This is a genomic window from Escherichia sp. KS167_9B (assembly GCF_030295215.1).
Lineage (GTDB): Bacteria > Pseudomonadota > Gammaproteobacteria > Enterobacterales > Enterobacteriaceae > Escherichia > Escherichia coli_F.
In genome coordinates this window covers 2,938,028-2,963,697 of the sequence record NZ_AP025754.1, presented here as the reverse complement: position 1 = coordinate 2,963,697, position 25,670 = coordinate 2,938,028, and the positions used below count along the sequence as shown (strand labels likewise).

Genomic DNA, 25,670 nt, shown 5'->3' with positions numbered 1-25,670 from the left:
GAGTAAAGGCGATGGGAATTAACGAAATCATCATGTACATCATGATGTTCTTTATGCTGATAGCTGCCGTGGACAGGATCCTGTCGCAGTTCGGCGGTTCTGCTCGTTTCCTCGGTAAGTTCGGTAAAAGTATCGAAGGATCCGGCGGCCAGTTCGAAGAAGGCTTTATGGCAATGGGCGCACTGGGCCTGGCGATGGTCGGTATGACCGCACTGGCACCAGTTCTGGCCCACGTACTTGGGCCGGTGATTATCCCGGTTTACGAAATGCTCGGTGCTAACCCATCGATGTTCGCCGGAACACTGCTGGCGTGCGACATGGGCGGCTTCTTCCTCGCGAAAGAGCTGGCGGGCGGCGATGTGGCAGCGTGGCTATACTCTGGGTTAATTCTCGGATCGATGATGGGGCCAACGATTGTGTTTTCCATTCCGGTGGCGCTCGGCATTATCGAACCTTCTGACCGTCGTTATCTGGCGCTCGGCGTGCTGGCGGGCATTGTGACCATTCCAATTGGCTGTATCGCTGGAGGTCTGGTAGCTATGTATTCCGGTGTGCAGATCAACGGGCAGCCGGTGGAATTCACCTTTGCGCTTATCCTGATGAATATGATCCCGGTACTTATCGTCGCGGTACTGGTGGCGCTGGGGCTGAAATTCATCCCGGAAAAAATGATCAACGGCTTCCAGATCTTCGCCAAGTTCCTCGTTGCATTGATCACCCTCGGTCTTGCTGCCGCGGTAGTGAAATTCCTCCTTGGCTGGGAACTGATCCCCGGTCTTGATCCGATCTTTATGGCCCCTGGCGATAAACCCGGTGAAGTGATGCGCGCCATTGAAGTTATCGGTTCTATCTCCTGCGTGCTGTTAGGGGCGTATCCGATGGTGCTGCTGCTGACCCGCTGGTTTGAAAAACCGCTGATGAGCGTCGGTAAAGTGCTGAATATGAACAACATCGCGGCAGCCGGCATGGTGGCAACGCTTGCCAACAACATCCCGATGTTTGGCATGATGAAGCAGATGGATACCCGCGGCAAAGTCATCAACTGTGCCTTCGCCGTTTCCGCTGCTTTCGCCCTGGGTGACCACTTAGGCTTCGCCGCTGCCAACATGAACGCCATGATCTTCCCGATGATTGTCGGCAAGTTGATCGGCGGCGTAACGGCGATTGGCGTGGCGATGATGCTGGTGCCAAAAGAAGACGCGACCGCGGCTAAAACCGAAGCGGAGGCACAATCGTGAACACTCGCCAGCTACTGAGCGTCGGTATCGATATCGGCACTACCACCACCCAGGTGATCTTCTCCCACCTGGAGCTGGTTAACCGTGCGGCGGTGTCGCAGGTGCCGCGCTACGAATTCATCAAACGCGAAATTAGCTGGCAAAGCCCGGTGTTCTTTACCCCTGTCGATAAACTGGGCGGTTTAAAAGAAGCGGAACTGAAAACCTTAATCCTCGAGCAATATCAGGCTGCGGGCATTGCGCCGGAAAGCGTTGATTCTGGTGCCATCATCATCACCGGTGAAAGCGCGAAAACCCGCAATGCTCGCCCGGCGGTGATGACGCTCTCCCAGTCGCTTGGCGATTTTGTCGTCGCCAGCGCCGGGCCGCATCTCGAATCCGTGATCGCCGGTCACGGTGCCGGGGCGCAAACCCTTTCTGAACAACGGCTGTGTCGGGTACTGAATATCGATATTGGCGGTGGCACCGCGAACTACGCTTTGTTCGATGCCGGAAAAATCAGCGGCACCGCTTGCCTCAACGTCGGCGGTCGCCTGCTGGAAACCGACAGCCAGGGGCGCGTGGTTTACGCTCATAAACCGGGGCAGATGATAGTGGATGAGTGCTTCGGTGCAGGCACTGACGCCCGTTCGCTGACTGGCGCGCAGCTGGTGCAGGTTACCCGGCGGATGGCGGAACTGATTGTCGAAGTGATTGACGGAACGCTCTCGCCGCTCGCGCAGGCATTGATGCAAACCGGTTTGCTGCCCGCAGGTGTTACGCCAGAAATCATTACGCTTTCTGGCGGCGTGGGCGAATGTTATCGCCACCAGCCCGCTGACCCGTTCTGTTTTGCCGATATTGGCCCGCTTCTGGCAACGGCGCTGCATGACCATCCGCGCCTGCGTGAGATGAACGTGCAGTTTCCGGCGCAAACCGTACGCGCCACGGTGATTGGCGCGGGCGCACATACCCTTTCGCTCTCTGGCAGCACAATCTGGCTGGAGGGGGTACAACTGCCGCTGCGCAATTTGCCGGTGGCGATCCCAATTGATGAAACGGATCTGGTGAGTGCCTGGCAACAAGCGCTAATTCAGCTGGATCTTTGCCCCAAAACTGACGCGTACGTGCTGGCGCTTCCCGCCTCGCTGCCTGTGCGTTACGCCGCGGTACTGACGGTCATCAACGCGCTGGTCGATTTCGTCGCGCGTTTTCCGAATCCGCATCCCCTGCTGGTGGTGGCCGGGCAGGATTTTGGTAAAGCTCTGGGCATGTTGTTGCGCCCACAGCTACAACAACTCCCGTTGGCAGTCATTGACGAAGTGATTGTCCGCGCGGGGGACTATATCGACATTGGTACGCCTCTTTTTGGCGGATCGGTTGTGCCGGTGACGGTGAAATCACTCGCATTTCCTTCCTGAGGGAACGACTTATGAAACTAAAGACCACATTGTTCGGCAATGTATATCAGTTTAAGGATGTAAAAGAGGTGCTGGCTAAAGCCAACGAACTGCGTTCGGGGGATGTGCTGGCGGGCGTTGCAGCGGCAAGTTCACAGGAGCGCGTGGCGGCAAAGCAGGTGTTGTCGGAAATGACCGTAGCGGACATCCGCAATAATCCGGTGATTGCCTATGAAGATGACTGCGTGACGCGGCTGATTCAGGACGACGTTAACGAAACGGCCTACAACCAGATTAAAAACTGGAGCATCAGCGAACTGCGTGAGTATGTGCTGAGTGATGAAACCAGCGTGGACGACATTGCCTTTACCCGCAAAGGGCTGACCTCGGAAGTGGTCGCGGCGGTAGCGAAGATTTGCTCCAACGCGGACCTGATCTACGGCGCGAAGAAAATGCCGATTATCAAAAAGGCCAATACTACCATCGGTATTCCGGGCACCTTTAGCGCCCGTTTGCAGCCGAACGATACCCGTGACGACGTGCAGAGTATCGCCGCGCAAATCTACGAAGGGCTTTCCTTCGGGGTAGGCGATGCGGTGATCGGCGTTAACCCGGTGACTGACGACGTGGAAAACTTAAGCCGCGTGCTGGATACCATCTATGGCGTGATCGACAAATTCAACATTCCGACCCAGGGCTGCGTGCTGGCGCACGTTACTACCCAGATTGAAGCGATCCGTCGCGGCGCGCCGGGCGGGCTGATTTTCCAGAGCATCTGCGGCAGCGAAAAAGGGCTGAAAGAATTTGGCGTGGAGCTGGCGATGCTCGATGAAGCACGCGCAGTGGGCGCAGAGTTTAACCGTATCGCCGGGGAAAACTGCCTCTACTTCGAAACCGGGCAAGGTTCTGCGCTATCGGCGGGCGCTAACTTCGGCGCAGATCAGGTAACGATGGAAGCGCGTAACTACGGGCTGGCACGTCATTACGATCCGTTTATCGTCAACACCGTAGTGGGCTTTATTGGGCCAGAGTATCTCTACAACGACCGGCAGATTATCCGTGCGGGCTTAGAAGATCACTTTATGGGCAAACTGAGCGGCATTTCTATGGGCTGTGACTGCTGCTACACCAACCACGCTGACGCTGACCAGAACCTCAACGAAAACCTGATGATCCTGCTCGCCACCGCAGGCTGCAACTACATCATGGGGATGCCGCTGGGTGATGACATCATGCTCAACTACCAGACCACCGCATTCCACGATACCGCCACTGTGCGTCAGTTACTCAACCTGCGCCCGTCACCGGAGTTTGAACGCTGGCTGGAAAGCATGGGCATTATGGCAAACGGTCGCCTGACCAAACGGGCGGGCGATCCGTCACTGTTCTTCTGATGACGCGGAGATAACACATCATGGATCAAAAACAGATTGAAGAAATTGTACGCAGCGTGATGGCGTCAATGGGACAAGCGGCCCCCGCGCCGTCAGAAGCAAAATGCGCCACTACCACCTGTGCAGCACCGATGACCTCGGAAAGCTGCGCGCTGGATTTAGGTTCCGCAGAAGCAAAAGCGTGGATTGGCGTTGAAAACCCACATCGCGCAGACGTATTAACTGAACTGCGCCGCAGCACCGTGGCTCGCGTCTGTACCGGTCGTGCCGGTCCGCGTCCGCGTACCCAGGCGTTGCTGCGTTTCCTGGCCGATCACTCTCGTTCGAAAGACACCGTACTGAAAGAAGTGCCGGAAGAGTGGGTGAAAGCGCAGGGCTTGCTGGAGGTCCGCTCTGAAATTAGCGACAAAAATCTCTATCTGACTCGCCCGGATATGGGCCGCCGCTTGTGTGCAGAGGCTGTTGAAGCGCTGAAAGCGCAGTGTGTTGCCAATCCGGACGTACAGGTCGTTATTTCTGATGGCCTGTCAACTGATGCGATCACCGTGAACTACGAAGAGATCCTGCCACCGCTGATGGCGGGCCTGAAACAGGCCGGGTTGAAAGTCGGCACACCGTTCTTTGTGCGTTACGGTCGCGTGAAGATTGAAGATCAGATTGGCGAACTTCTTGGCGCGAAAGTGGTGATCCTGCTGGTGGGGGAACGCCCAGGATTAGGGCAGTCAGAAAGCCTCTCCTGCTACGCCGTTTACTCGCCGCGTATGGCAACCACCGTTGAGGCCGATCGCACCTGTATCTCTAACATTCACCAGGGCGGCACGCCGCCGGTTGAAGCCGCAGCCGTCATTGTGGATTTGGCGAAACGTATGCTGGAGCAGAAAGCATCCGGCATCAACATGACCCGATAAGGAGGCATCATGCCAGCTTTAGATTTGATTCGACCGTCGGTAACCGCCATGCGGGTGATTGCCTCTGTCAACGCCGAATTTGCGCGTGAACTGAAATTGCCGCCGCATATTCGTAGCCTCGGGCTGATTTCTGCTGATTCCGATGACGTCACCTACATTGCGGCTGACGAAGCGACCAAGCAGGCGATGGTTGAAGTCGTGTATGGTCGCTCGCTGTATGCGGGAGCTGCACACGGGCCGTCACCGACTGCCGGTGAGGTGCTGATTATGCTTGGTGGGCCAAACCCGGCGGAAGTGCGTGCTGGTCTGGATGCGATGGTTGCGCATATTGAAAATGGCGCTGCTTTCCAGTGGGCTAATGATGCAGAAAACACAGCCTTCCTGGCGCATGTCGTTTCGCGTACCGGCTCTTATCTCTCATCAACCGCCGGGATCACGCTTGGCGATCCGCTGGCGTATCTGGTGGCACCGCCGCTGGAAGCGACCTACGGCATTGATGCAGCGTTGAAATCTGCCGACGTGCAGCTGGTGACCTATGTCCCGCCACCGTCTGAAACCAACTACTCGGCAGCATTTTTAACCGGTAGCCAGGCCGCGTGTAAAGCAGCCTGTAACGCCTTTACCGATGCAGTGCTGGAAATCGCGCGTAATCCAATCCAGCGTGCGTAACGGAGGTTGCCGATGATCAATGCACTGGGATTGCTGGAAGTGGACGGCATGGTCGCCGCGATAGATGCAGCTGATGCCATGCTCAAAGCAGCTAACGTTCGTCTGCTCAGTCACGAAGTGCTTGACCCTGGTCGCCTAACGCTGGTGGTGGAAGGCGATCTGGCGGCGTGTCGTGCGGCGCTGGACGCAGGTTGTGCTGCCGCGATGCGTACCGGGCGTGTCATCAGCCGTAAGGAGGTCGGTCGGCCAGACGATGACACCCAGTGGCTGGTTACTGGCTTTAACCGCCAGCCGAAGCAACCCGTAAAGGAACCCGACGCGCCAGTTATCGTCGCGGAATCTGCTGACGAGTTGTTGGCGCTGTTAACATCAGTACGTCAGGGAATGACGGCAGGAGAAGTGGCTGCCCACTTTGGCTGGCCGCTGGAAAAAGCCAGAAATGCGCTCGAACAGCTCTTTTCTGCCGGGACGTTACGTAAACGCAGTAGTCGTTATCGTCTCAAGCCCCATTAACCTGTCGGAGGTGCCGGGTGTCCTACAACACCCGGCATTAACATCATGAAAAAGACCCGTACAGCTAATTTGCACCATCTTTATCATGAACCCTTACCCGAAAACCTGAAGCTAACGCCGAAGGTCGAAGTGGATAATGTTCATCAACGGCAAACAACGGATGTCTATGAACATGCTTTGACGATTACCGCCTGGCAGCAGATTTACGATCAGCTGCATCCGGGCAAATTTCATGGTGAATTTACGGAAATTCTGCTCGATGATATTCAGGTTTTCCGTGAATACACGGGGCTGGCGCTGCGTCAGTCGTGCCTGGTCTGGCCGAATTCGTTCTGGTTTGGCATTCCGGCGACGCGCGGTGAGCAGGGATTTATCGGTTCGCAATGTCTGGGAAGCGCAGAAATAGCGACGCGCCCTGGTGGAACCGAGTTTGAATTAAGTACGCCGGACGATTACACGATCCTTGGCGTGGTGCTTTCTGAAGATGTCATCACCCGGCAGGCTAACTTTTTGCATAACCCGGAAAGGGTGCTGCATATGTTACGTAACCAGTCGGCGCTGGAAGTGAAAGAGCAGCATAAAGCCGCGCTGTGGGGCTTTGTCCAACAGGCTCTGGCGACATTTTGCGAGAACCCGGAAAATCTCCATCAGCCTGCAGTGCGAAAAGTGCTGGGGGATAATTTGCTAATGGCGATGGGGGCGATGCTGGAAGAAGCGCAGCCAATGGTGACGGTGGAAAGCATCAGTCATCAGAGTTACCGTCGGTTGCTTTCCCGCGCCCGTGAATATGTGCTGGAAAACATGTCCGAACCGGTGACGGTGCTGGACTTGTGTAATCAACTGCACGTCAGTCGCCGCACCTTGCAAAACGCATTTCACGCTATTTTGGGCATTGGCCCGAATGCGTGGCTGAAACGCATTCGCCTGAACGCCGTGCGCCGTGAACTGATTAGCCCGTGGTCGCAAAGTATGACGGTAAAAGACGCCGCCATGCAGTGGGGATTCTGGCATCTTGGGCAGTTTGCCACGGATTATCAGCAATTGTTTGCAGAAAAGCCTTCACTGACGCTGCATCAGCGGATGCAGGAACTGGAGTGAGGGTGAGGGCCGGATGAGGATGGTGTTTGATCCGGTCCATAGTGAAGTTACAAATTACGTTGAATTGCTATGTATTTTATTGCCCAACGGGATAGGCGATAAACAAACCGACAATTGTCAAAATACACGCCAGCAGGAATACCAACATACAATTTACGCGCTTTCGCGAAATTTTAAATAAATAGCAAAATAGTGTTGTTACCACGATCACTACCGGGATAGTCATAAAATTAATAACGATGAGTGCTATCAATCCAAAACTTGCTCCTCCACCGTGGGGAATAAAAATGTGTTCTTCAAAATAAACTTCTATAGCAAATGCCAGCACACATCCCAGAAAACTCATATCCAGATGAGGGTGCCATTTACTTTCTTTATGTGATGTGTCTGACATTCTTAAATGCTCCCGTGAGCAAACTGGCGCAAAATAATTTCTAAGATTGCTGATAAGACGTCGCTGTTGTCCGGCACTCCGGGCAGATAAACGCGTAAATTATCCCTTCGCCGTATTGTTCAATATCGGCATAATCCAGTTGCGCAAGAAACATCATTGTGTGGGAACATTGCGGACAGAGAGGATATTCCGCGTCCTGAATCCAGGTTGGATGCCCGCCAAGTTGCGAGAAAGAGACAGGTAAAAATGGGTCTGCGGCAAATAACGGTGACCTAAGGTTTCCCTGTCTCATGCTGTTTACAGGGAGTCGACGCCATTCCGATACATCATCCGGCAGCCAGGCAGGCGGGATATTTTTTGCAGACAAATGAGCGTTACCCTTTGAGTCCATGTAGCCGAAAATGGTGCTGTAGGCGGTGCAACATTCGCAAGTCACGACGCGAAAACTGCCGTTATCGCTAAGACCCGTTGCCTTCAGGTCAACGTCGAAAAGATTTGTTAGTGGCAATGCGCAATTTGGACAGGTATCGTTGCGTTCATCAACAACACGCAAAGCTTCGCAAGACCCGGTGCTTTTCATCTCCAGATGAAAACATTGAGGAAAATAGAGATTACGCCTTTGATCTTCAGCGGTTAACTCCCAACCGGCCTCATGCGCATATTCTTCAGGCTCGATGTAAAGGGAGCTGCGCCACGGCGGTGGGCTATTGCGCCAGTGGGCAAAACGTTCAACGACAACGTCATCCCCAATCCATGCCAGACATTGCAGAATACAATTTCTGTTTTCTGCATCATCCTCAACCCGTTCTAACAGCCTGTCGCGTACATCTGTGGGGGCGCGGTGGAAAGGCATATAAGAATCATTGTCCAAATCATCGTAAGAGATCCATTCTCTGAAATAGGCATTCAGATTCGCCTGGGTAAATGCCGCCAGACAAAGGCAAATCTCCTGAGCGAGCTTATATTCACCAGATGCAAAGCGTTCTGTGGCGTAATCAGCCATCAGCTGCGCTTGATCGGTGGTCAGTTGTTGATACAGGGCATCTGTGGGAACGGGGCAGGGAGTCCAGTCGATTAACGCATCGAATTTCCGCGGTTGGTGAATTAATTTCAGCATGACAACCGGATCGCTTAACCCTGCAAACGCATTCACGATCTTTTTGTTTTTCTTGATATATTCGTCGTGCTCACGTTGCTGTTGGGCCTGCTCGCAGGGCATGCAGTATCCGTTAGTACGCGCTGCGGTTTCCGGAAGAATGGTTGATATACAAGCGGGGCTTTTACAGGGAATACGGTGAGTCATAGAGGCGCTCCTTGCCTGAGGATATTAAGTCGAAAGAGATTATTATTAGATATTAGGGTGTCACTATGGCACACAAATTAAAACAGCATTAATTTTATGCCACCAACCGAGGGTTATTTTTCTTTTATTTTCATGATATTAAACCCAATCCCTGACCTTAATAAACTCACTCAACGCCGCTTCCGGGCTGCCTTCTTCCGGTTGATAATCATACTCCCAGCGTACCAGTGGCGGCATTGACATCAGGATAGACTCGGTGCGCCCGCCAGTTTGCAGGCCAAACAGCGTTCCGCGATCCCAGACCAGGTTGAACTCGACATAGCGACCGCGACGGTAGAGCTGGAAATTGCGCTCGCGCTCGCCGTATTCCATCGCTTTGCGTCGTTCAACAATCGGTAAATAAGCGTCGGTGTAGCCTTGACCTACCGCTTGCATAAAGGCGAAACAGTGGTCAAAGTCTGGCGTGTTCAGGTCATCAAAGAACAGGCCACCAATGCCGCGTTGTTCGTTACGATGTTTGAGGTAGAAGTATTCGTCGCACCACTTTTTGTAACGCGGATAAACGTCTTCGCCAAATGGCAGGCACAGATCACGGGCGGTGCGGTGCCAGTGAATAGCGTCTTCTTCAAAGCCATAGAAAGGGGTTAAGTCGAATCCACCGCCAAACCACCAGACGGGATCGGCACCCGGTTTTTCGGCAATAAAAAAGCGCACATTCGCGTGGCTGGTGGGAACGTACGGATTATGCGGATGCACTACCAGCGAAACGCCCATCGCTTCGAAACTGCGTCCGGCAAGTTCCGGGCGATGAGCAGTGGCGGAAGCAGGCATCGCCTCACCGTGGACATGTGAAAAGTTGACGCCCGCCTGTTCGAAAACACCACCATTACGTAACACCCGGCTACGTCCGCCGCCGCCAGCTTCGCGCTGCCAGCTATCTTCGACAAATTCTGCGCCATCGACGGCGCTCAACTGCTGACAAATTGTATCCTGAAGGTTGAGCAGAAACTGTTTAACCTGGTGTGCGTTGGGTTTCATCTCTTACCGCTTTCTCGAGTGTGCTTTCTGGTTGTCAAACCAGTGGAAATAACTGATCACGCCTTCGGCAATGGCTGTGGCGATTTTCTGGCGAAATGCCGCCGTGCCTAACAGCCGCTCTTCTTCCGGGTTGGTGATAAAAGAAGTTTCCACCAGCACCGAAGGAACAGATGGCGATTTCAACACTACAAACGCGGCTTGTTCGGTATTGCGGCTGTGCAGCTTATGCACCGGCTTAATCTTCTTCAGAATATGTGAGCCGAGCGTCAGGCTGTTTTTAATAGTATCGGTTTGTACCAGATCAAACAGCACTTGTTGCAATAGGTGATCCTTGTCAGTCGCTTTTTTACCGGCAACTTCATCAGCGCGGTTTTCGCGTTCAGACAGGTATTTCGCCATTGCGCTACTTGCCCCACGGTTAGAGAGAGCAAATACCGAAGCACCGGCAGCTTTCGGGTTGGTAAAGCCATCGGCATGAATTGACATAAACAGATCTGCGCCATGTTTATGGGCGATTTCAACGCGATCGTAAAGTGGGATAAACGTATCGCCAGAACGCGTTAAACGCGCATCAATGCCATGATTACGCAAAATGGAACGGACGTTTTTGGCAATTGCCAGCACCACATGTTTTTCTTTCGAACCGTTGCGACCAATCGCCCCGGTATCAATCCCGCCGTGGCCTGGATCGAGAACAACGACACGTTTGCCGCCGTTTTTTTTTGCTTTCGGCTTGCTGTGTCCGTTGCTGGTTTTTAAAGGTTCTTCTTTGGCGATGGCTTGCGACATTCCTGACAACGTCAGGGCAGCCAATCCGGCTTTCAGCACCTGGCGGCGCGAAGTGAGTGTTTTTAGTGGTTTAAAAGTGCTCATACGGCCTGAGTTGTAATAATAAAGTTCCAGATGTTATATCGTATCGCGTAATCCGTTACGACCGTTTGCTGTTGAGAATTGTTTTACTTTTCATTTCAATAGTTGACAACTCCCCATTATGCCACTTTTTCAACCGATTTTCGTCAGATATTGGCTAATTCGACCGTTCACGCCATAATCAGCCTTTTAACCCGCAAAAAGGTAACGAATACCATGGAGATACGCGTATTTCGCCAGGAAGATTTCGAAGAGGTCATCACCCTTTGGGAGCGTTGCGACTTGCTGCGTCCGTGGAACGATCCGGAAATGGACATCGAGCGTAAGATGAACCATGACGTCAGTTTGTTTCTGGTCGCTGAGGTAAACGGTGAAGTGGTCGGAACGGTGATGGGCGGTTATGACGGGCATCGCGGGTCTGCTTATTATCTTGGCGTGCATCCAGAGTTTCGTGGGCGTGGGATTGCTAATGCGTTGCTTAATCGGTTGGAGAAAAAGCTGATTGCTCGCGGCTGCCCGAAAATTCAGATCAACGTGCCGGAAGATAACGACATGGTGCTCGGAATGTATGAACGCCTGGGATATGAACACGCCGACGTGCTGAGTCTGGGTAAGCGTTTGATTGAAGATGAAGAGTACTGAGTTTCATCCTGTCCATTATGATGCGCACGGTCGCCTGCGTTTACCCTTGCTCTTCTGGCTTGTGCTATTGCTTCAGGCGCGAACCTGGGTGCTGTTTGTCATTGCCGGTGCGTCGCGCGAGCAGGGTACTGCGCTGCTAAATCTGTTTTATCCCGATCACGATAATTTCTGGCTGGGGTTGATTCCCGGTATTCCGGCGGTGCTGGCGTTTTTGTTGAGTGGTCGGCGGGCTTCATTTCCCCGTATCTGGCATGTGCTCTATTTTCTGTTGCTGTTGGCGCAGGTGGTTTTACTTTGCTGGCAACCGTGGCTGTGGCTGAACGGTGAATCCGTTAGCGGTATCGGTCTGGCGCTGGTGGTGGCGGATATTGTGGCGTTAATCTGGCTGCTGACCAATCGACGTTTACGCGCTTGTTTTAATGAAGAAAAAGAATAACGGCACTTTTTGGTGAATTTGCACTCCAAGCAACGTTATTGAATAACCAAAGGAAGTGACATGAAATCGCTGCGTTTAATGTTATGCGCTATGCCGTTGATGCTGACCGGCTGTTCCACGATGTCGTCAGTTAACTGGTCTGCCGCTAACCCGTGGAACTGGTTTGGGTCGTCCACCAAAGTGAGCGAGCAGGGCGTTGGTGAATTAACGGCGTCCACACCACTGCAAGAACAAGCCATTGCCGATGCGCTTGATGGCGATTATCGCCTGCGCAGCGGAATGAAAACCGCGAACGGCAACGTGGTGCGCTTTTTTGAAGTGATGAAAGGCGACAACGTGGCGATGGTAATTAACGGCGATCAGGGCACGATCAGCCGCATTGATGTGCTGGATAGCGATATTCCTGCTGACACCGGTGTTAAAATCGGTACACCGTTTAGCGACCTTTACAGCAAAGCATTTGGCAATTGCCAAAAAGCTGATGGTGATGATAATCGTGCCGTCGAATGTAAAGCCGAAGGCAGTCAACATATTAGCTACCAGTTCAGCGGGGAATGGAGTGGTCCTGAAGGGTTAATGCCTTCGGACGATACCCTGAAAAACTGGAAAGTCAGTAAAATTATCTGGCGGCGTTAATTTGCGTCTGAACAAACCGCCGCCGCGAAAAAACACGTAAAATAGCGCCCAACAATGCCACGGATTGCGTGGCATTCTTATTTTCAGGAGGAACAATGTCTCAGGTTCAGAGTGGCATTTTGCCAGAACATTGCCGCGCGGCGATTTGGATCGAAGCCAACGTGAAAGGGGAAGTTGACGCCCTGCGTGCGGCCAGTAAAACATTTGCCGACAAACTGGCAACTTTTGAAGCGAAATTCCCGGACGCGCATCTTGGTGCGGTGGTTGCCTTTGGTAACAACACCTGGCGCGCTCTGAGCGGCGGCGTTGGGGCCGAAGAGCTGAAAGATTTTCCGGGCTACGGTAAAGGCCTTGCGCCGACCACCCAGTTCGATGTGTTGATCCACATTCTTTCTCTGCGTCACGACGTAAACTTCTCTGTCGCTCAGGCGGCGATGGAAGCCTTTGGTGACTGCATTGAAGTGAAAGAAGAGATTCACGGCTTCCGTTGGGTTGAAGAGCGTGACCTGAGCGGCTTCGTTGACGGTACTGAAAACCCGGCGGGTGAAGAGACGCGCCGCGAAGTGGCGGTTATCAAAGACGGCGTGGATGCGGGCGGCAGCTATGTATTTGTGCAGCGTTGGGAGCACAACCTGAAGCAGCTCAACCGGATGAGCGTTCACGATCAGGAGATGATGATCGGGCGTACCAAAGAGGCTAACGAAGAGATTGACGGCGATGAGCGTCCGGAAACTTCTCACCTGACCCGTGTTGATCTGAAAGAAGATGGCAAAGGACTGAAGATTGTTCGCCAGAGCCTGCCATACGGCACTGCCAGCGGCACTCACGGTCTGTACTTCTGCGCCTACTGCGCGCGTCTGCATAACATTGAGCAGCAACTGCTGAGCATGTTTGGCGATACCGATGGCAAACGTGATGCGATGTTGCGTTTCACCAAACCGGTCACTGGCGGCTATTATTTCGCGCCGTCGCTGGACAAACTGATGGCGCTGTAAGCGCTTCTGATTCGATGATTAAAGGCCAGCCAGTATCACAACTGACTGGCCTTTTTATTACTGCTTTAACGCCGCATACACCTGATCCACCACCCAACCATAAGTTGCAATCGGTAACTGACCGCTTTCGAACATATTGGGATTTTTTTGTGGATCGGCAACTGGCGAATGTGGCTTGTTGCTTAACATCACAATCGCCATATGATTGATAGGATCGATAACGGTCACCGTCCCGGTCCAGCCCGTGTGACCGTAGGTTTGCGGGCTTGCCAGCGTACCAAACGTCGGCGTCATGGTGGCATTACCATTCACGCGCCAGCCGAGGCCAAAAGTGGCGTCTTCCTTTGAGCTGGTGGTGAACATCTTAACCGTTTCCGCACTGAACAGCGTCACATCACCATAGCCGCCGCCGTTCAGCATCGTTTGCATTAACACCGCAATATCACCGGTATTGGAAAACAAACCTGCGTGCCCGGAAACGCCGCCCATCGAATAGAATGCTTTTTCATCGTGCACCTGACCCCAGAGAGTGGAGGTGCGGATATTCGGGAAGTGAATCACGCCATCGCGGGTATTGCCGTTCAGTTCCGTGGCGGCAATTTGCTGTGGTTTAAAGCCTTTCAGCAGCGGATTAAACACCGTATGCGTCAGGCCGAGCGGGCGATAAATCGACTCTTCAACATAGCGGTCAAGCGGCTGACCAGTAACTGACTCGACGATAAATCCAAGCAGCATATAATCGACATCGCTGTAGATATGTTTGCTGCCGGGCTGATATTCCAGCGGCGTGCGCTTGATCATTTCCAGCGTCTGGCCTTTATCCTGGGAATATAACGCGCCCGCGACGGCTTTATTTGGGTATTGCGGGTCCGCCGGGAAACCGCCGCTGTGATGCAGCAGATCAGAAATCCGCAGCGTGTTTTTGCCTTTGATGGTGTCATTTGGACTGTCGGCAAATCCCGGAATATATTTCGCAATCAGATCGTCAGGATGTAGTTTGCCTTCGCTCATTAGCTTTTGTAGGGCGAAGTTAGTGGCGTACATTTTTGTGTTTGAGGCCAGGTCATACAGCGTCTCGGTGGTTGCTTTTACTGGCTGCTTCATTAACACGCTGCCATCGTACTTTTTCGCCGCGCCCCAGGCTTTGCGATACACAATCTGATTATCTTTTATAATCAGCAGGTTTACGCCGGGATAACCATCATCAACTTGCTGGCTTATCCAGCGATCCATCTGGTTAAGCCGTTCCACATTGAACCCTGCTTTCTCTGGCGAACTTTCTGTCAGAACAGGGTATTTTGCGGCGCTGACGCTACAGCTGACAGCCAGCAGAGAAAAATAGAGCATTGTCCGTTTCATAATCAGTCCAGATTGACGTTACGGCAGCCAAAGAGTGTGGTGAAAATAAACCCACAAACCCATGCCACCAGAATCCCACCTGCATAAACCGCCATTGCCGGAAGGATGCCTTGCGCGGATGTCATCAGCGGCAGCGCCACCAGGCCAGACGGCCCAAGGCGCTGTTTAAGCCCATCGGCAGGCCCCACCAGGCTATCAGGCCGATAAACAAACCGCCCGCCGCGCCACCTAAACAGGCAGTAACAAACGGTTTCATGCGGGGTAGGGTAACGCCGTAAATTAACGGTTCGCCAACGCCCAGCAGGCCGGGAATAATTGCCCCGCGGACCTGACTGCGTAATGCACTGTGCGGTTGCGCCCGCCAGTAGAGCGCCAGCGCCGCACCCACCTGGCCCGCGCCTGCCATTGAAAGGATGGGGAACAGGCTGTTGAATCCCTGGCTGTCCATTAAGGCCAGGTAAACAGGAATAAAGCCCTGATGCACGCCAAACACCACGGCGATCAGAAATAGCCCTGCTAAAACTGCACAACCGAGCGGATTACTGTTCAGGTGCATAAACAGCCACGACATGCCTTCGAATAACCAGCCACCCAGCGGCATAATGATCAAATACGCCAGTGTGGCGGTGATCAGCAGAGTGATTAACGAGGTCAACAGCATGTCGAGATCGTCCGGCATAAAGCGGCGCACCATGCCTTCGATGCGGGCGCAGGCCCAGGCGGCAATCAACACGCCGATAATATTGCCTCGTGGATCGATGGGCAGACCGAAGAAATCGTGAAAACCGGCGTAGTAACCGGTGGTGGCAGCAGGGTTATAACCGAGCAAAAAGAGCGCGGCGATAATTGCGCCATTGACGCCCGTGCCGCCAAATGCCTGGGCGGCGTTATAGCCCACCAGAATCACCAGGAAAGTGAACAAACCTTTGCTGAACACTTTCATAAAATTCAGCGCATCGGGTAGCGTTCCCTGAGCATCTGCCGGAACGTGCATCACGGTGGCAATTAACGTCGCTATCCCCAGCAACAGACCCGCAGCAATAAAACCGGGGATCAGCGGCGTGAAGATAGTGGCGAATTTGGCAAGAAACTGTTGCACGCCGGAGGTCTGTTTGGCTTTTAACTGGCGTTTATTCTGAGCGGCGATTTCTGCGGCATCCTGTACCGGGGCTTCGCCCAGCAGTTCGCTCATCGCTTTGGCGGCACGATGCGCTTTACCTGGTCCAAAAACGACCTGTACCTGATCGCTGGTCAAAATGACGCCCTTCACGCCTTCCAGCGTTTTGATATCGGGATCAACCAGTGAACTGTCATGTACACCCAGACGCAGGCGCGTCATACAGTTACCACAACTGGCGATATTCCCCGGTCCGCCGACACGGGTAAGGATGGTGTTCAGAAGTTCACTGCTGATCTCTTTGGCCATGGGTTATTCCTTGTCTAAAACCTGACGAATAAAGCCGCCGTGTTGATCCAGGCGTTTTTTAGCTTCTGCGGCATCGAGATTTTTCAGCACCATCACAATGGCCGTTTTGCAGTTGCGCTCGCAAGCAATTAACGCCGCTTCCGCTTGTTCGGCGTTACATCCGGTGGCGTTTTTAACGATATTGACCTGGCGCACATGCAATTTTTCGTTGGTGGCGACCACATCGACCATCAGGTTGCCAAACACTTTGCCGGATTTAATCATCAGCCCGGTAGAAAGCATATTGAGCACCAGTTTCTGCGCTGTGCCTGCTTTCATTCGCGAAGAACCGGTAACCACTTCGGCACCAACCACCGGAGTAATAGCAAACTCAGCGGTGGTTGAAACGGCGCTCCCCGGATTACAGGAAATGCCCACTGTGCGGCAACCGAGTTGGCGTGCGTATTCCAGCCCGGCAATCACATACGGTGTGCGACCGCTGGCAGCAATACCAACCACCACATCCTGTGCGGTTAAGCCGATATTTTTTAGATCGTTAACACCACCTTCCTGGCTATCTTCTGCGCCTTCCACCGCGTGCTGAATGGCATATTCACCGCCAGCAATCAAACCAACCACCAGGCCCGGTTTGACGCCGTAGGTCGGCGGACATTCGCTGGCATCAAGAATACCCAGACGACCGGAAGTCCCCGCACCGATGTAAATCAGTCGACCGCCGCCGCTTACCTGGGCGTGGATAACATCGATCGCTGCGGCGATATCCGGCAGTACACGCTCAACGGCAAGTGGTACGGTTTTATCTTCATCGTTGATAATCCGGCACATTTCCAGCGTTGATACGCGGTCAATTTCAGCCGAAGCGGCATTCGAGCCTTCGGTAATCATCTTTTCAAGTTGCATCGGTGGTGACCTTACTATTTACGATCAAATAATTGCAGATGGATGGAATCATATATCCCGAATTGACAGACTTAAAGGAATCATTGAGTCTACACTCGCAGAGTGTGAAGAGCGTCATAAGAACTTAAGCGGAATTTTTGCTGCCAGCCCAGGAGAGTGGAAGATGTTGTACCTGACGAAAATACGCAATGCAGAAAGTGAATTTACCGAGAACGAGCAAAAAATAGCTGACTTTCTGCAGGCTAAAGTGAGTGAGCTGAAATCCGTCTCTTCGCGCAAGATGGCGAAACAGCTCGGCATCAGCCAGTCGAGTATTGTGAAGTTTGCCCAGAAGCTCGGCGCGCAAGGATTTACTGAATTGCGTATGGCGTTAATTGGCGAATACAGTGCCAGCCGGGAGAAAACGAATGCCACGGCGCTGCACTTGCACAGTTCGATTACCAGTGATGATTCGCTGGAAGTGATTGCCCGCAAACTGAATCGCGAAAAAGAGCTGGCACTGGAGCAAACCTGCGCCTTACTCGATTACGCGCGGCTGCAAAAAATCATTGAGGTCATCAGTAAAGCGCCGTTTATCCAGATAACAGGCCTGGGCGGGTCGGCGCTGGTGGGGCGCGATCTTTCATTCAAACTGATGAAAATTGGTTATCGCGTGGCCTGTGAAGCCGACACGCACGTACAAGCTACCGTTTCCCAGGCGTTGAAAAAAGGTGATGTACAAATCGCTATCTCTTACAGCGGCAGTAAAAAAGAGATTTTGCTATGCGCCGAGGCAGCGCGAAAGCAGGGGGCAACGGTGATTGCCATTACTTCACTGACTGACTCTCCGCTGCGGCGGTTGGCACATTTCACCCTCGATACCGTTTCTGGTGAAACCGAATGGCGTAGCTCGTCGATGTCCACCCGCACGGCGCAAAATTCGGTTACCGATTTACTGTTTGTTGGGCTGGTACAACTTAATGATGTCGAGTCATTGAAAATGATTGAGCGCAGCAGTGAGCTAACACAACGCCTGAAATGATGCATAAAGCAGCGACTGGATTGAGATTTTCCTGAATTAGTGAGCTGATCCGCAGCAATATTTTGTTTATCCTGTATTTTCAGAGGGAATGGAGTGTAACGCTCTGTATTAACAAGGAGAGCATTAAAATGGGTAAACTCACGGGCAAGACAGCACTGATTACGGGCGCATTGCAGGGAATTGGCGAAGGAATTGCCAGAACTTTTGCGCGTCATGGCGCAAACCTAATCTTGCTGGATATCTCCCCTGAGATCGAAAAGCTGGCGGACGAACTGTGTGGTCGTGGTCATCGCTGTATGGCGGTTGTCGCCGATGTGCGTGACCCGGCGTCGGTAGCCGCAGCTATCAAGCGCGCAAAGGAAAAAGAAGGGCGCATTGATATCCTGGTGAATAACGCAGGCGTTTGTCGTCTGGGCAGTTTCCTCGATATGAGCGATGAAGATCGCGATTTCCATATTGATATCAATATAAAAGGCGTATGGAACGTCACGAAGGCGGTGCTGCCGGAGATGATTGCCCGCAAAGATGGTCGCATTGTGATGATGTCTTCGGTCACTGGCGATATGGTGGCCGATCCGGGCGAAACGGCGTATGCCTTAACGAAAGCGGCGATTGTTGGCCTGACTAAATCGCTGGCGGTGGAGTACGCGCAGTCTGGTATTCGCGTTAACGCCATCTGCCCTGGATACGTTCGCACGCCAATGGCGGAAAGCATCGCGCGTCAGTCAAACCCGGAGGATCCGGAATCGGTGCTGACTGAAATGGCGAAAGCAATCCCGCTGCGTCGCCTCGCCGATCCGCTGGAAGTTGGCGAACTGGCGGCCTTCCTCGCATCCGATGAATCCAGCTATTTAACCGGTACACAGAATGTGATTGATGGCGGCAGCACACTGCCGGAGACGGTTAGCGTCGGCATCTGATTCACCTCTGTTTCCTCCCTGTATTTGTGGGGAGGATTTCGTCTTGAACTAAGTTCACCAGGCTATTTTATTTGTCATTTTGGCCCCGGGCAGTGCTCGAAATCCTCACGTACTATGTGTACGCTCCGGTTTCTCCGCGCTGTTCGTGTCCAAACTGACTGCAACAATTACGCCTGTTGAACCAAGTTCTTATTCCCTTTTCAACTTCCAAATCACCAAACGGTATATAAAACCGTTACTCCTTTCACGTCCGTTATAAATATGATGACTAATAGAAAGTCATTTAATTAATAAGGGTGCGCAATGGCCGTTAACTTACTGAAAAAGAACTCACTCGCGCTGGTCGCTTCTCTGCTGCTGGCGGGCCATGTACAGGCAACGGAACTGCTGAACAGTTCTTATGACGTCTCCCGCGAGCTCTTTGCCGCCCTGAATACCCCGTTTGAGCAACAATGGGCGAAAGATAACGGTGGCGACAAGCTAACGATTAAACAATCTCATGCCGGGTCATCAAAACAGGCGCTGGCGATTTTGCAGGGCTTAAAAGCAGACGTTGTCACTTATAACCAGGTGACCGACGTGCAGATCCTGCATGATAAAGGCAAGCTGATCCCGGCTGACTGGCAGTCGCGTCTGCCGAATAACAGCTCGCCATTTTACTCCACCATGGGCTTCCTGGTGCGTAAGGGCAACCCGAAGAATATCCATGACTGGAACGACCTGGTGCGCTCCGACGTGAAGCTGATCTTCCCGAACCCAAAAACCTCCGGTAACGCGCGTTATACCTATCTGGCGGCATGGGGTGCAGCGGATAAAGCTGACGGTGGCGATAAAGCCAAAACCGAACAGTTTATGACTCAGTTCCTGAAAAACGTGGAAGTGTTCGATACCGGCGGTCGTGGCGCAACTACCACCTTTGCCGAGCGCGGGCTGGGCGATGTGCTGATTAGCTTCGAATCGGAAGTGAACAACATCCGCAAGCAGTATGAAGCGCAGGGCTTTGAAGTGGTGATTCCGAAAACCAACATTCTGGCGGAATTCCCGGTAGCGTGGGTCGATAAAAACGTGCAGGCCAACGGCACGGAAAAAGCGGCAAAAGCTTACCTGAACTGGCTCTACAGCCCACAGGCGCAAACGATCATTACCGACTATTACTACCGCGTAAACAACCCGGAAGTCATGGACAAACTGAAAGACAAATTCCCGCAGACCGAGCTGTTTCGCGTGGAAGATAAATTTGGCTCCTGGCCGGAAGTGATGAAAACCCACTTCAACAGCGGCGGCGAGTTAGACAAGCTGTTAGCGGCGGGGCGTAACTAATGTTTGCAGTTTCTTCCAGACGCGTGCTGCCGGGCTTTACCTTAAGCCTCGGCACCAGTCTGCTGTTTGTGTGCCTGATTTTGCTGCTGCCGCTCTCCGCACTGGTGATGCAACTGGCTCAGATGAGCTGGGCGCAGTACTGGGAGGTGATCACCAACCCGCAGGTGGTCGCGGCCTATAAAGTGACGCTGCTGTCGGCGTTTGTGGCATCGATTTTTAACGGCGTTTTCGGCCTGCTTATGGCGTGGATTTTAACCCGCTACCGCTTTCCGGGTCGCACGCTGCTCGATGCGTTGATGGATTTACCCTTTGCGCTGCCGACGGCGGTCGCAGGTTTGACGCTGGCCTCGCTCTTTTCCGTGAACGGTTTTTACGGCGAGTGGCTGGCGAAATTTGATATCAAAGTCACCTACACCTGGCTTGGTATTGCGGTGGCGATGGCCTTTACCAGCATTCCGTTTGTGGTGCGAACCGTGCAGCCGGTGCTGGAAGAGTTAGGCCCGGAATATGAAGAAGCGGCAGAAACGCTCGGCGCAACGCGCTGGCAGAGTTTCTGCAAAGTGGTGCTGCCGGAGCTTTCTCCGGCGCTGGTGGCGGGCGTGGCGCTGTCGTTTACCCGTAGTCTCGGTGAGTTTGGTGCGGTGATTTTTATCGCCGGGAACATCGCCTGGAAGACGGAAGTGACGTCGCTGATGATTTTTGTTCGCTTACAGGAGTTTGATTACCCGGCGGCGAGCGCAATTGCTTCGGTGATCCTCGCGGCATCCCTGCTGCTGCTGTTCTCAATTAACACTCTGCAAAGTCGCTTTGGTCGGCGTGTGGTAGGTCATTAATGGCGGAAGTTACCCAATTGAAGCGTTATGACACGCGCCCAATTAACTGGGGCAAATGGTTTCTGATTGGCACCGGAATGCTGGTTTCGGCGTTCATCCTGCTGGTGCCGATGATTTACATTTTCGTGCAGGCATTCAGCAAAGGGCTGATGCCGGTGTTACAGAATCTGGCCGATCCGGACATGCTGCACGCCATCTGGCTGACGGTGATGATCGCGCTGATTGCCGTACCGGTAAACCTGGTGTTCGGGATTCTGCTGGCCTGGCTGGTGACGCGCTTTAACTTCCCCGGACGCCAGTTGCTGCTGACGCTGCTGGACATTCCGTTTGCCGTGTCGCCGGTGGTTGCCGGTCTGGTCTATCTGCTTTTCTACGGCTCTAACGGCCCGCTCGGCGGCTGGCTGGATGAACATAATCTGCAAATTATGTTCTCCTGGCCGGGAATGGTGCTGGTCACCATCTTCGTGACCTGTCCGTTTGTGGTGCGCGAGCTGGTGCCGGTGATGTTAAGCCAGGGCAGCCAGGAAGACGAAGCGGCGATTTTGCTTGGCGCGTCTGGCTGGCAGATGTTCCGCCGCGTCACGCTGCCGAACATCCGCTGGGCTCTGCTTTATGGCGTGGTGCTGACCAACGCCCGTGCGATTGGCGAGTTTGGCGCGGTGTCGGTGGTTTCCGGCTCGATTCGCGGTGAAACACTTTCGCTGCCGTTACAGATTGAATTGCTGGAGCAGGACTACAACACCGTCGGCTCCTTTACCGCCGCGGCGCTGTTGACGCTGATGGCGATTATCACCCTGTTTTTAAAGAGTATGTTGCAGTGGCGCCTGGAGAATCAGGAAAAACGCGCGCAACAGGAGGAACATCATGAGCATTGAGATTGCCAATATTAAGAAGTCGTTTGGTCGCACCCAGGTGCTGAACGATATCTCACTGGATATTCCTTCTGGTCAGATGGTCGCATTGCTGGGGCCGTCCGGTTCCGGGAAAACCACGCTGCTGCGGATTATCGCCGGGCTGGAGCATCAAACCAGCGGGCATATTCGTTTCCACGGCACCGACGTCAGCCGCCTTCACGCGCGCGATCGTAAAGTCGGTTTCGTGTTTCAGCATTACGCCCTGTTCCGCCATATGACGGTGTTCGACAATATCGCCTTCGGCCTGACGGTGCTGCCGCGTCGCGAGCGCCCGAATGCCGCAGCCATCAAAGCGAAAGTGACAAAATTGCTGGAAATGGTGCAGCTTGCGCATCTGGCGGATCGTTATCCGGCCCAGCTTTCCGGCGGCCAGAAACAGCGTGTGGCGCTGGCGCGGGCGCTGGCTGTCGAACCGCAAATTCTGCTGCTTGATGAACCGTTTGGCGCGCTGGATGCGCAGGTGCGTAAAGAGCTGCGTCGTTGGCTGCGTCAGTTGCATGAAGAGCTGAAATTCACCAGCGTGTTCGTGACCCACGACCAGGAAGAAGCGATGGAAGTCGCCAACCGCGTGGTGGTCATGAGCCAGGGCAATATCGAACAGGCCGATGAACCGGATCAGGTCTGGCGCGAGCCGGCGACCCGTTTTGTGCTGGAGTTTATGGGCGAAGTGAACCGCTTGCAGGGAACGATTCGCGGTGGGCAGTTCCACGTTGGTGCGCACCGCTGGCCGCTGGGATACACCCCTGCGTATCAGGGGCCGGTGGATCTCTTCCTGCGCCCGTGGGAAGTGGATATCAGCCGCCGCACCAGCCTCGATTCGCCGCTGCCGGTGCAGGTGCTGGAAGCCAGCCCGAAAGGTCACTACACCCAATTAGTCGTGCAGCCGCTGGGGTGGTATGAAGATCCGCTCACCGTGGTAATGCGTGGTGATGATGCGCCGGTGCGCGGCGATCGTTTGTTCGTCGGGCTGCAACATGCGCGGCTGTATAACGGCGACGAGCGTATTGAAACCCGCGATGAGGAACTTGCTCTCGCACAAAGCGCCTGATAGGTTGAGTGAATGTTAAACGCCCGGAGGCGCTTCCCGCGATCCGGGCTTTTTAATGGCAAGGTTTTGTAACCTGTAGGCCTGATAAGACGCGTAAACGTCGCATCAGGCAACACCACGTATGGACAGAAATCGTGAGTACATTAGAACAAACAATAGGCAATACGCCTCTGGTGAAATTACAACGAATGGGGCCGGATAACGGCAGTGAAGTGTGGTTAAAGCTGGAAGGCAATAATCCGGCCGGTTCGGTGAAAGATCGTGCGGCGCTTTCGATGATCGTCGAGGCGGAAAAGCGCGGGGAAATTAAACCGGGTGATGTGTTAATCGAAGCCACCAGTGGTAACACCGGGATTGCGCTGGCAATGATCGCTGCGCTAAAAGGCTATCGCATGAAATTGCTGATGCCCGATAACATGAGCCAGGAGCGTCGCGCGGCGATGCGTGCCTACGGTGCGGAGCTGATTCTGGTCACCAAAGAGCAGGGCATGGAAGGTGCGCGCGATCTGGCGCTGGAGATGGCGAATCGTGGCGAAGGCAAGCTGCTCGATCAGTTTAATAATCCCGATAATCCTTATGCGCATTACACCACCACCGGGCCGGAAATCTGGCAGCAAACCGGCGGTCGCATTACCCATTTTGTCTCCAGCATGGGGACGACCGGTACGATTACCGGCGTGTCGCGCTTTATGCGCGAGCAATCCAAACCGGTGGCGATTGTTGGTCTGCAGCCGGAAGAGGGCAGCAGCATTCCCGGCATTCGTCGCTGGCCTGAGGAATATCTGCCAGGCATCTTCAACGCTTCGCTGGTGGATGAGGTGCTGGATATTCATCAGCGTGATGCGGAAAACACCATGCGCGAACTGGCAGTGCGGGAAGGGATTTTCTGCGGTGTAAGTTCCGGTGGCGCGGTTGCCGGAGCACTGCGGGTGGCAAAAGCCAACCCCGGCGCTGTAGTGGTGGCGATCATCTGCGATCGCGGCGATCGCTACCTTTCTACCGGGGTGTTTGGGGAAGAGCACTTTAGTCAGGGGGCGGGGATTTAAGGATTAATAGCATTGGAGGCTGATGACAAACGCAAAACTGCCTGATGCGCTACGCTTATCAGGCCTACAAGGTTCCTGTAATATATTGAATTAGCAATATTTTGTAGGCCGAATAAGGCGTTTACGCTGCATCTGGCATAAACAAAGTGCACTTTGTCAATAATCTGCTTTGTCGGCAGTTGTTGCTGCCGACAAATGCAGTTTTTAATTTTCGTGTGGAAACGTAGTAAGGTCATCAATCATTTTTTGAAGTATTGGTGAGTCCTGACCATCACCCCATTGAAGAATTTTTGCGGTAAGCTGATGACGGGCTAGTGCATTGAGTCCCATCTTTTTAAGTTTATGGGAGATTTTACCCATGACTTTAATCTGACCGAATGCAGTTGCGTAGGTAATCATATTGCTCTGGATAGTGCTCATTTCATCGGCTAGTAATTGCGCACGAATATCCTCTTCAAGAATACTTTCCATAGCGATATATTTCATACCCCAGATAGTTTCAATTAACATTTGAGGGAAATCAGCACAATCTAGATCCGGCTCTTTACGCAGGCTATTTTCAAGAACGTTTAGAGCATCAGCACCTTCATCGCTGCCAAAAGGAGATTCTTCATCCCAGCAACACACATAAAGTGGATCAGTAAAATGGCACTGGAAGTTTGGGTGTGACGTTTTAACATGTAACCCAATTTCTTCATCATCAAAATAGTAGCGATCCATGTAGTTAAAGTTTGGATCTTCTTGATAGCCTTTCTTCATTTTTGCGGCAATCAATTTACTGGCTTCTTTCAGACACTGTTCTTCATTATCGAACTCTTTTGTCTGGAATTTACCAATACTACCTACCTTGCCATAGTTGATAGCTAAACTATCCCCTTCGTAATCTATCCACCAAAATTTATTCGATTTTTCATCGTTATAAATAAAGCATTTTTTCATGTTACCTCCTGTAAATGCCTTGCCAAAGCGGATTAATTCCCTTCCGCAGGCACCGTTTTATCCGTCTGCGCAATTAACGCATGTAAAAAAGGTTGCGCGTTTTCATCGCTCTTACCGGGCATCTTCACGATATACGGCTTCCCGGTAATCGATGATGACGAAGCAACCTTATCAATAAATTGCTCAGCAGTATCAATGCGATTACGGGTATTGCCCAGCTTCAGACGCAAATGGGAAACCGCTTCATCGCAGGTATGTTCATCGCCGTTGCGCACAAATATCAAATCCTTTTTCTGTGCTAATCCCTCCAGCATGGCGTTGATGCGGGCTTCTTCGTGGGCGGTTAACTTCGCGTAAGCGGGGAGTGTCATTAGCAGCGTAATGACCAGACAAATGATTTTCTTCATTGAATTACCTTATCCTTGTTTTGT

General features: G+C 53.0%; 26 protein-coding genes and 1 pseudogene. 18 read left to right on the top strand and 9 right to left on the bottom strand.

Annotation, left to right across the window (positions count from 1 at the left end):
- Positions 1–11: 11 nt before the first annotated feature.
- The 7 genes from eutH to eutR are packed head-to-tail and all read left to right on the top strand — an operon-like array spanning position 12 to position 7,199.
- Entirely contained in the window at positions 12–1,238 is a 1,227-nt protein-coding gene (gene eutH / locus QUE34_RS14825) for an ethanolamine utilization protein EutH (protein ID WP_000512386.1), read from the top strand.
- A complete protein-coding gene (gene eutA / locus QUE34_RS14820) occupies positions 1,235–2,638 on the top strand; it encodes an ethanolamine ammonia-lyase reactivating factor EutA (protein WP_103253405.1) in 1,404 nt (467 codons plus the stop codon). The genes eutH and eutA overlap by 4 nt, the downstream gene beginning before the upstream one ends.
- An 11-nt stretch (positions 2,639–2,649) precedes the next feature.
- The gene (gene eutB, locus QUE34_RS14815; RefSeq protein ID WP_032303507.1) at positions 2,650–4,011 is read left to right on the top strand and encodes an ethanolamine ammonia-lyase subunit alpha; all 1,362 of its coding nucleotides are present in this window, start codon (positions 2,650–2,652) and stop codon (positions 4,009–4,011) included.
- A 20-nt stretch (positions 4,012–4,031) separates the two neighbouring features.
- On the top strand, positions 4,032–4,919 hold the full coding sequence (gene eutC, locus QUE34_RS14810) for an ethanolamine ammonia-lyase subunit beta (protein ID WP_032303506.1): 888 nt from the start codon (positions 4,032–4,034) through the stop codon (positions 4,917–4,919).
- Positions 4,920–4,928: 9 nt separating this feature from the next.
- Positions 4,929–5,588 carry an ethanolamine utilization microcompartment protein EutL gene (gene eutL, locus QUE34_RS14805; protein ID WP_001111034.1) on the top strand — a complete coding sequence of 220 codons (660 nt, stop codon included), beginning with the start codon at positions 4,929–4,931 and terminating at the stop codon, positions 5,586–5,588.
- A gap of 12 nt (positions 5,589–5,600) precedes the next feature.
- Complete coding sequence (eutK, locus tag QUE34_RS14800; RefSeq protein WP_105268367.1) at positions 5,601–6,101, top strand: ethanolamine utilization microcompartment protein EutK; 501 nt, start codon at positions 5,601–5,603, stop codon at positions 6,099–6,101.
- Between the two features lie 45 nt (positions 6,102–6,146).
- A complete protein-coding gene (gene eutR, locus QUE34_RS14795; RefSeq protein WP_032303505.1) occupies positions 6,147–7,199 on the top strand; it encodes an HTH-type transcriptional regulator EutR in 1,053 nt (350 codons plus the stop codon).
- 76 nt (positions 7,200–7,275) lie between these two features.
- Here the strand turns inward: eutR and QUE34_RS14790 are convergent, their stop codons facing one another.
- From QUE34_RS14790 to amiA, 4 genes are all read right to left on the bottom strand, one after another.
- Positions 7,276–7,593 (bottom strand): hypothetical protein, encoded by a 318-nt coding sequence (locus QUE34_RS14790; protein ID WP_032184838.1) that lies wholly within the window; start codon positions 7,591–7,593, stop codon positions 7,276–7,278.
- Between the two features lie 40 nt (positions 7,594–7,633).
- Positions 7,634–8,896, bottom strand: a complete 1,263-nt coding sequence (locus tag QUE34_RS14785) for a DUF1963 domain-containing protein (protein WP_032303504.1) — start codon at positions 8,894–8,896, stop codon at positions 7,634–7,636.
- A 138-nt stretch (positions 8,897–9,034) separates the two neighbouring features.
- Positions 9,035–9,934 carry an oxygen-dependent coproporphyrinogen oxidase gene (gene hemF / locus QUE34_RS14780; RefSeq protein ID WP_032303503.1) on the bottom strand — a complete coding sequence of 300 codons (900 nt, stop codon included), beginning with the start codon at positions 9,932–9,934 and terminating at the stop codon, positions 9,035–9,037.
- Positions 9,935–9,937: 3 nt separating this feature from the next.
- Positions 9,938–10,807 carry an N-acetylmuramoyl-L-alanine amidase AmiA gene (amiA, locus tag QUE34_RS14775; RefSeq protein ID WP_000102905.1) on the bottom strand — a complete coding sequence of 290 codons (870 nt, stop codon included), beginning with the start codon at positions 10,805–10,807 and terminating at the stop codon, positions 9,938–9,940.
- A gap of 213 nt (positions 10,808–11,020) precedes the next feature.
- On the opposite strand from amiA, the gene QUE34_RS14770 reads away from it, so the two are divergent.
- The 4 genes from QUE34_RS14770 to yfeX all read left to right on the top strand — a co-directional run bounded on the left by QUE34_RS14770 (position 11,021) and on the right by yfeX (position 13,513).
- Positions 11,021–11,446, top strand: coding sequence for a GNAT family acetyltransferase (locus tag QUE34_RS14770; protein ID WP_000406000.1), 426 nt, complete (start codon positions 11,021–11,023; stop codon positions 11,444–11,446).
- Complete coding sequence (locus QUE34_RS14765) at positions 11,433–11,882, top strand: DUF2919 domain-containing protein (protein WP_001296281.1); 450 nt, start codon at positions 11,433–11,435, stop codon at positions 11,880–11,882. Before QUE34_RS14770 ends, QUE34_RS14765 begins: the two co-directional genes overlap by 14 nt.
- A 60-nt stretch (positions 11,883–11,942) precedes the next feature.
- A complete protein-coding gene (locus QUE34_RS14760; RefSeq protein WP_000838945.1) occupies positions 11,943–12,518 on the top strand; it encodes an RpoE-regulated lipoprotein in 576 nt (191 codons plus the stop codon).
- Between the two features lie 95 nt (positions 12,519–12,613).
- Positions 12,614–13,513 carry a porphyrinogen peroxidase gene (gene yfeX, locus QUE34_RS14755; RefSeq protein WP_000084590.1) on the top strand — a complete coding sequence of 300 codons (900 nt, stop codon included), beginning with the start codon at positions 12,614–12,616 and terminating at the stop codon, positions 13,511–13,513.
- Between the two features lie 57 nt (positions 13,514–13,570).
- Here the strand turns inward: yfeX and pbp4b are convergent, their stop codons facing one another.
- The 3 genes and pseudogenes from pbp4b to murQ all read right to left on the bottom strand — a co-directional run bounded on the left by pbp4b (position 13,571) and on the right by murQ (position 17,198).
- Positions 13,571–14,872: a penicillin binding protein PBP4B gene (gene pbp4b, locus QUE34_RS14750; RefSeq protein ID WP_032303502.1), complete on the bottom strand. Its 1,302-nt coding sequence runs from the start codon at positions 14,870–14,872 to the stop codon at positions 13,571–13,573.
- Positions 14,873–14,874: 2 nt separating this feature from the next.
- Positions 14,875–16,298, bottom strand: a pseudogene (gene murP, locus QUE34_RS14745) (PTS N-acetylmuramic acid transporter subunit IIBC).
- Between the two features lie 3 nt (positions 16,299–16,301).
- Positions 16,302–17,198 (bottom strand): N-acetylmuramic acid 6-phosphate etherase, encoded by an 897-nt coding sequence (murQ, locus tag QUE34_RS14740; protein ID WP_032303499.1) that lies wholly within the window; start codon positions 17,196–17,198, stop codon positions 16,302–16,304.
- A gap of 163 nt (positions 17,199–17,361) precedes the next feature.
- Here murQ and murR point away from each other — a divergent pair, with 163 nt between their 5' ends.
- From murR to cysM, 7 genes are all read left to right on the top strand, one after another.
- Positions 17,362–18,219 carry an HTH-type transcriptional regulator MurR gene (gene murR, locus QUE34_RS14735; protein WP_000966432.1) on the top strand — a complete coding sequence of 286 codons (858 nt, stop codon included), beginning with the start codon at positions 17,362–17,364 and terminating at the stop codon, positions 18,217–18,219.
- Positions 18,220–18,347: 128 nt separating this feature from the next.
- Positions 18,348–19,139, top strand: a complete 792-nt coding sequence (gene ucpA, locus QUE34_RS14730) for an SDR family oxidoreductase UcpA (protein WP_032303498.1) — start codon at positions 18,348–18,350, stop codon at positions 19,137–19,139.
- Between the two features lie 303 nt (positions 19,140–19,442).
- Positions 19,443–20,459 (top strand): thiosulfate/sulfate ABC transporter substrate-binding protein CysP, encoded by a 1,017-nt coding sequence (gene cysP, locus QUE34_RS14725; RefSeq protein ID WP_000290253.1) that lies wholly within the window; start codon positions 19,443–19,445, stop codon positions 20,457–20,459.
- Entirely contained in the window at positions 20,459–21,292 is an 834-nt protein-coding gene (gene cysT / locus QUE34_RS14720) for a sulfate/thiosulfate ABC transporter permease CysT (RefSeq protein ID WP_000458406.1), read from the top strand. Before cysP ends, cysT begins: the two co-directional genes overlap by 1 nt.
- Positions 21,292–22,167, top strand: a complete 876-nt coding sequence (gene cysW, locus QUE34_RS14715) for a sulfate/thiosulfate ABC transporter permease CysW (protein WP_032303497.1) — start codon at positions 21,292–21,294, stop codon at positions 22,165–22,167. The genes cysT and cysW overlap by 1 nt, the downstream gene beginning before the upstream one ends.
- Positions 22,157–23,254, top strand: a complete 1,098-nt coding sequence (gene cysA, locus QUE34_RS14710) for a sulfate/thiosulfate ABC transporter ATP-binding protein CysA (RefSeq protein WP_000021028.1) — start codon at positions 22,157–22,159, stop codon at positions 23,252–23,254. Before cysW ends, cysA begins: the two co-directional genes overlap by 11 nt.
- A gap of 134 nt (positions 23,255–23,388) precedes the next feature.
- Entirely contained in the window at positions 23,389–24,300 is a 912-nt protein-coding gene (gene cysM, locus QUE34_RS14705; protein WP_000105471.1) for a cysteine synthase B, read from the top strand.
- Positions 24,301–24,504: 204 nt separating this feature from the next.
- Here cysM and QUE34_RS14700 read toward each other — a convergent pair whose 3' ends face one another.
- Positions 24,505–25,239 (bottom strand): WGR domain-containing protein, encoded by a 735-nt coding sequence (locus tag QUE34_RS14700; RefSeq protein ID WP_000710497.1) that lies wholly within the window; start codon positions 25,237–25,239, stop codon positions 24,505–24,507.
- A 32-nt stretch (positions 25,240–25,271) separates the two neighbouring features.
- Positions 25,272–25,646 carry a YfeK family protein gene (locus QUE34_RS14695; RefSeq protein WP_000719944.1) on the bottom strand — a complete coding sequence of 125 codons (375 nt, stop codon included), beginning with the start codon at positions 25,644–25,646 and terminating at the stop codon, positions 25,272–25,274.
- Between the last annotated feature and the right edge of the window lie 24 nt (positions 25,647–25,670).

What these genes read in the sequence shown, in the direction of transcription:
- eutH (WP_000512386.1), top strand. Translation starts at nt 12, where the DNA reads ATGGGAATTAACGAAATCATCATGTACATCATGATGTTCTTTATGCTG.
- eutB (WP_032303507.1), top strand. Translation starts at nt 2,650, where the DNA reads ATGAAACTAAAGACCACATTGTTCGGCAATGTATATCAGTTTAAGGAT.
- eutC (WP_032303506.1), top strand. Translation starts at nt 4,032, where the DNA reads ATGGATCAAAAACAGATTGAAGAAATTGTACGCAGCGTGATGGCGTCA.
- eutL (WP_001111034.1), top strand. Translation starts at nt 4,929, where the DNA reads ATGCCAGCTTTAGATTTGATTCGACCGTCGGTAACCGCCATGCGGGTG.
- eutK (WP_105268367.1), top strand. Translation starts at nt 5,601, where the DNA reads ATGATCAATGCACTGGGATTGCTGGAAGTGGACGGCATGGTCGCCGCG.
- eutR (WP_032303505.1), top strand. Translation starts at nt 6,147, where the DNA reads ATGAAAAAGACCCGTACAGCTAATTTGCACCATCTTTATCATGAACCC.
- QUE34_RS14790 (WP_032184838.1), bottom strand. Translation starts at nt 7,593, where the DNA reads ATGTCAGACACATCACATAAAGAAAGTAAATGGCACCCTCATCTGGAT.
- QUE34_RS14785 (WP_032303504.1), bottom strand. Translation starts at nt 8,896, where the DNA reads ATGACTCACCGTATTCCCTGTAAAAGCCCCGCTTGTATATCAACCATT.
- hemF (WP_032303503.1), bottom strand. Translation starts at nt 9,934, where the DNA reads ATGAAACCCAACGCACACCAGGTTAAACAGTTTCTGCTCAACCTTCAG.
- amiA (WP_000102905.1), bottom strand. Translation starts at nt 10,807, where the DNA reads ATGAGCACTTTTAAACCACTAAAAACACTCACTTCGCGCCGCCAGGTG.
- QUE34_RS14770 (WP_000406000.1), top strand. Translation starts at nt 11,021, where the DNA reads ATGGAGATACGCGTATTTCGCCAGGAAGATTTCGAAGAGGTCATCACC.
- QUE34_RS14765 (WP_001296281.1), top strand. Translation starts at nt 11,433, where the DNA reads ATGAAGAGTACTGAGTTTCATCCTGTCCATTATGATGCGCACGGTCGC.
- QUE34_RS14760 (WP_000838945.1), top strand. Translation starts at nt 11,943, where the DNA reads ATGAAATCGCTGCGTTTAATGTTATGCGCTATGCCGTTGATGCTGACC.
- yfeX (WP_000084590.1), top strand. Translation starts at nt 12,614, where the DNA reads ATGTCTCAGGTTCAGAGTGGCATTTTGCCAGAACATTGCCGCGCGGCG.
- pbp4b (WP_032303502.1), bottom strand. Translation starts at nt 14,872, where the DNA reads ATGAAACGGACAATGCTCTATTTTTCTCTGCTGGCTGTCAGCTGTAGC.
- murQ (WP_032303499.1), bottom strand. Translation starts at nt 17,198, where the DNA reads ATGCAACTTGAAAAGATGATTACCGAAGGCTCGAATGCCGCTTCGGCT.
- murR (WP_000966432.1), top strand. Translation starts at nt 17,362, where the DNA reads ATGTTGTACCTGACGAAAATACGCAATGCAGAAAGTGAATTTACCGAG.
- ucpA (WP_032303498.1), top strand. Translation starts at nt 18,348, where the DNA reads ATGGGTAAACTCACGGGCAAGACAGCACTGATTACGGGCGCATTGCAG.
- cysP (WP_000290253.1), top strand. Translation starts at nt 19,443, where the DNA reads ATGGCCGTTAACTTACTGAAAAAGAACTCACTCGCGCTGGTCGCTTCT.
- cysT (WP_000458406.1), top strand. Translation starts at nt 20,459, where the DNA reads ATGTTTGCAGTTTCTTCCAGACGCGTGCTGCCGGGCTTTACCTTAAGC.
- cysW (WP_032303497.1), top strand. Translation starts at nt 21,292, where the DNA reads ATGGCGGAAGTTACCCAATTGAAGCGTTATGACACGCGCCCAATTAAC.
- cysA (WP_000021028.1), top strand. Translation starts at nt 22,157, where the DNA reads ATGAGCATTGAGATTGCCAATATTAAGAAGTCGTTTGGTCGCACCCAG.
- QUE34_RS14700 (WP_000710497.1), bottom strand. Translation starts at nt 25,239, where the DNA reads ATGAAAAAATGCTTTATTTATAACGATGAAAAATCGAATAAATTTTGG.
- QUE34_RS14695 (WP_000719944.1), bottom strand. Translation starts at nt 25,646, where the DNA reads ATGAAGAAAATCATTTGTCTGGTCATTACGCTGCTAATGACACTCCCC.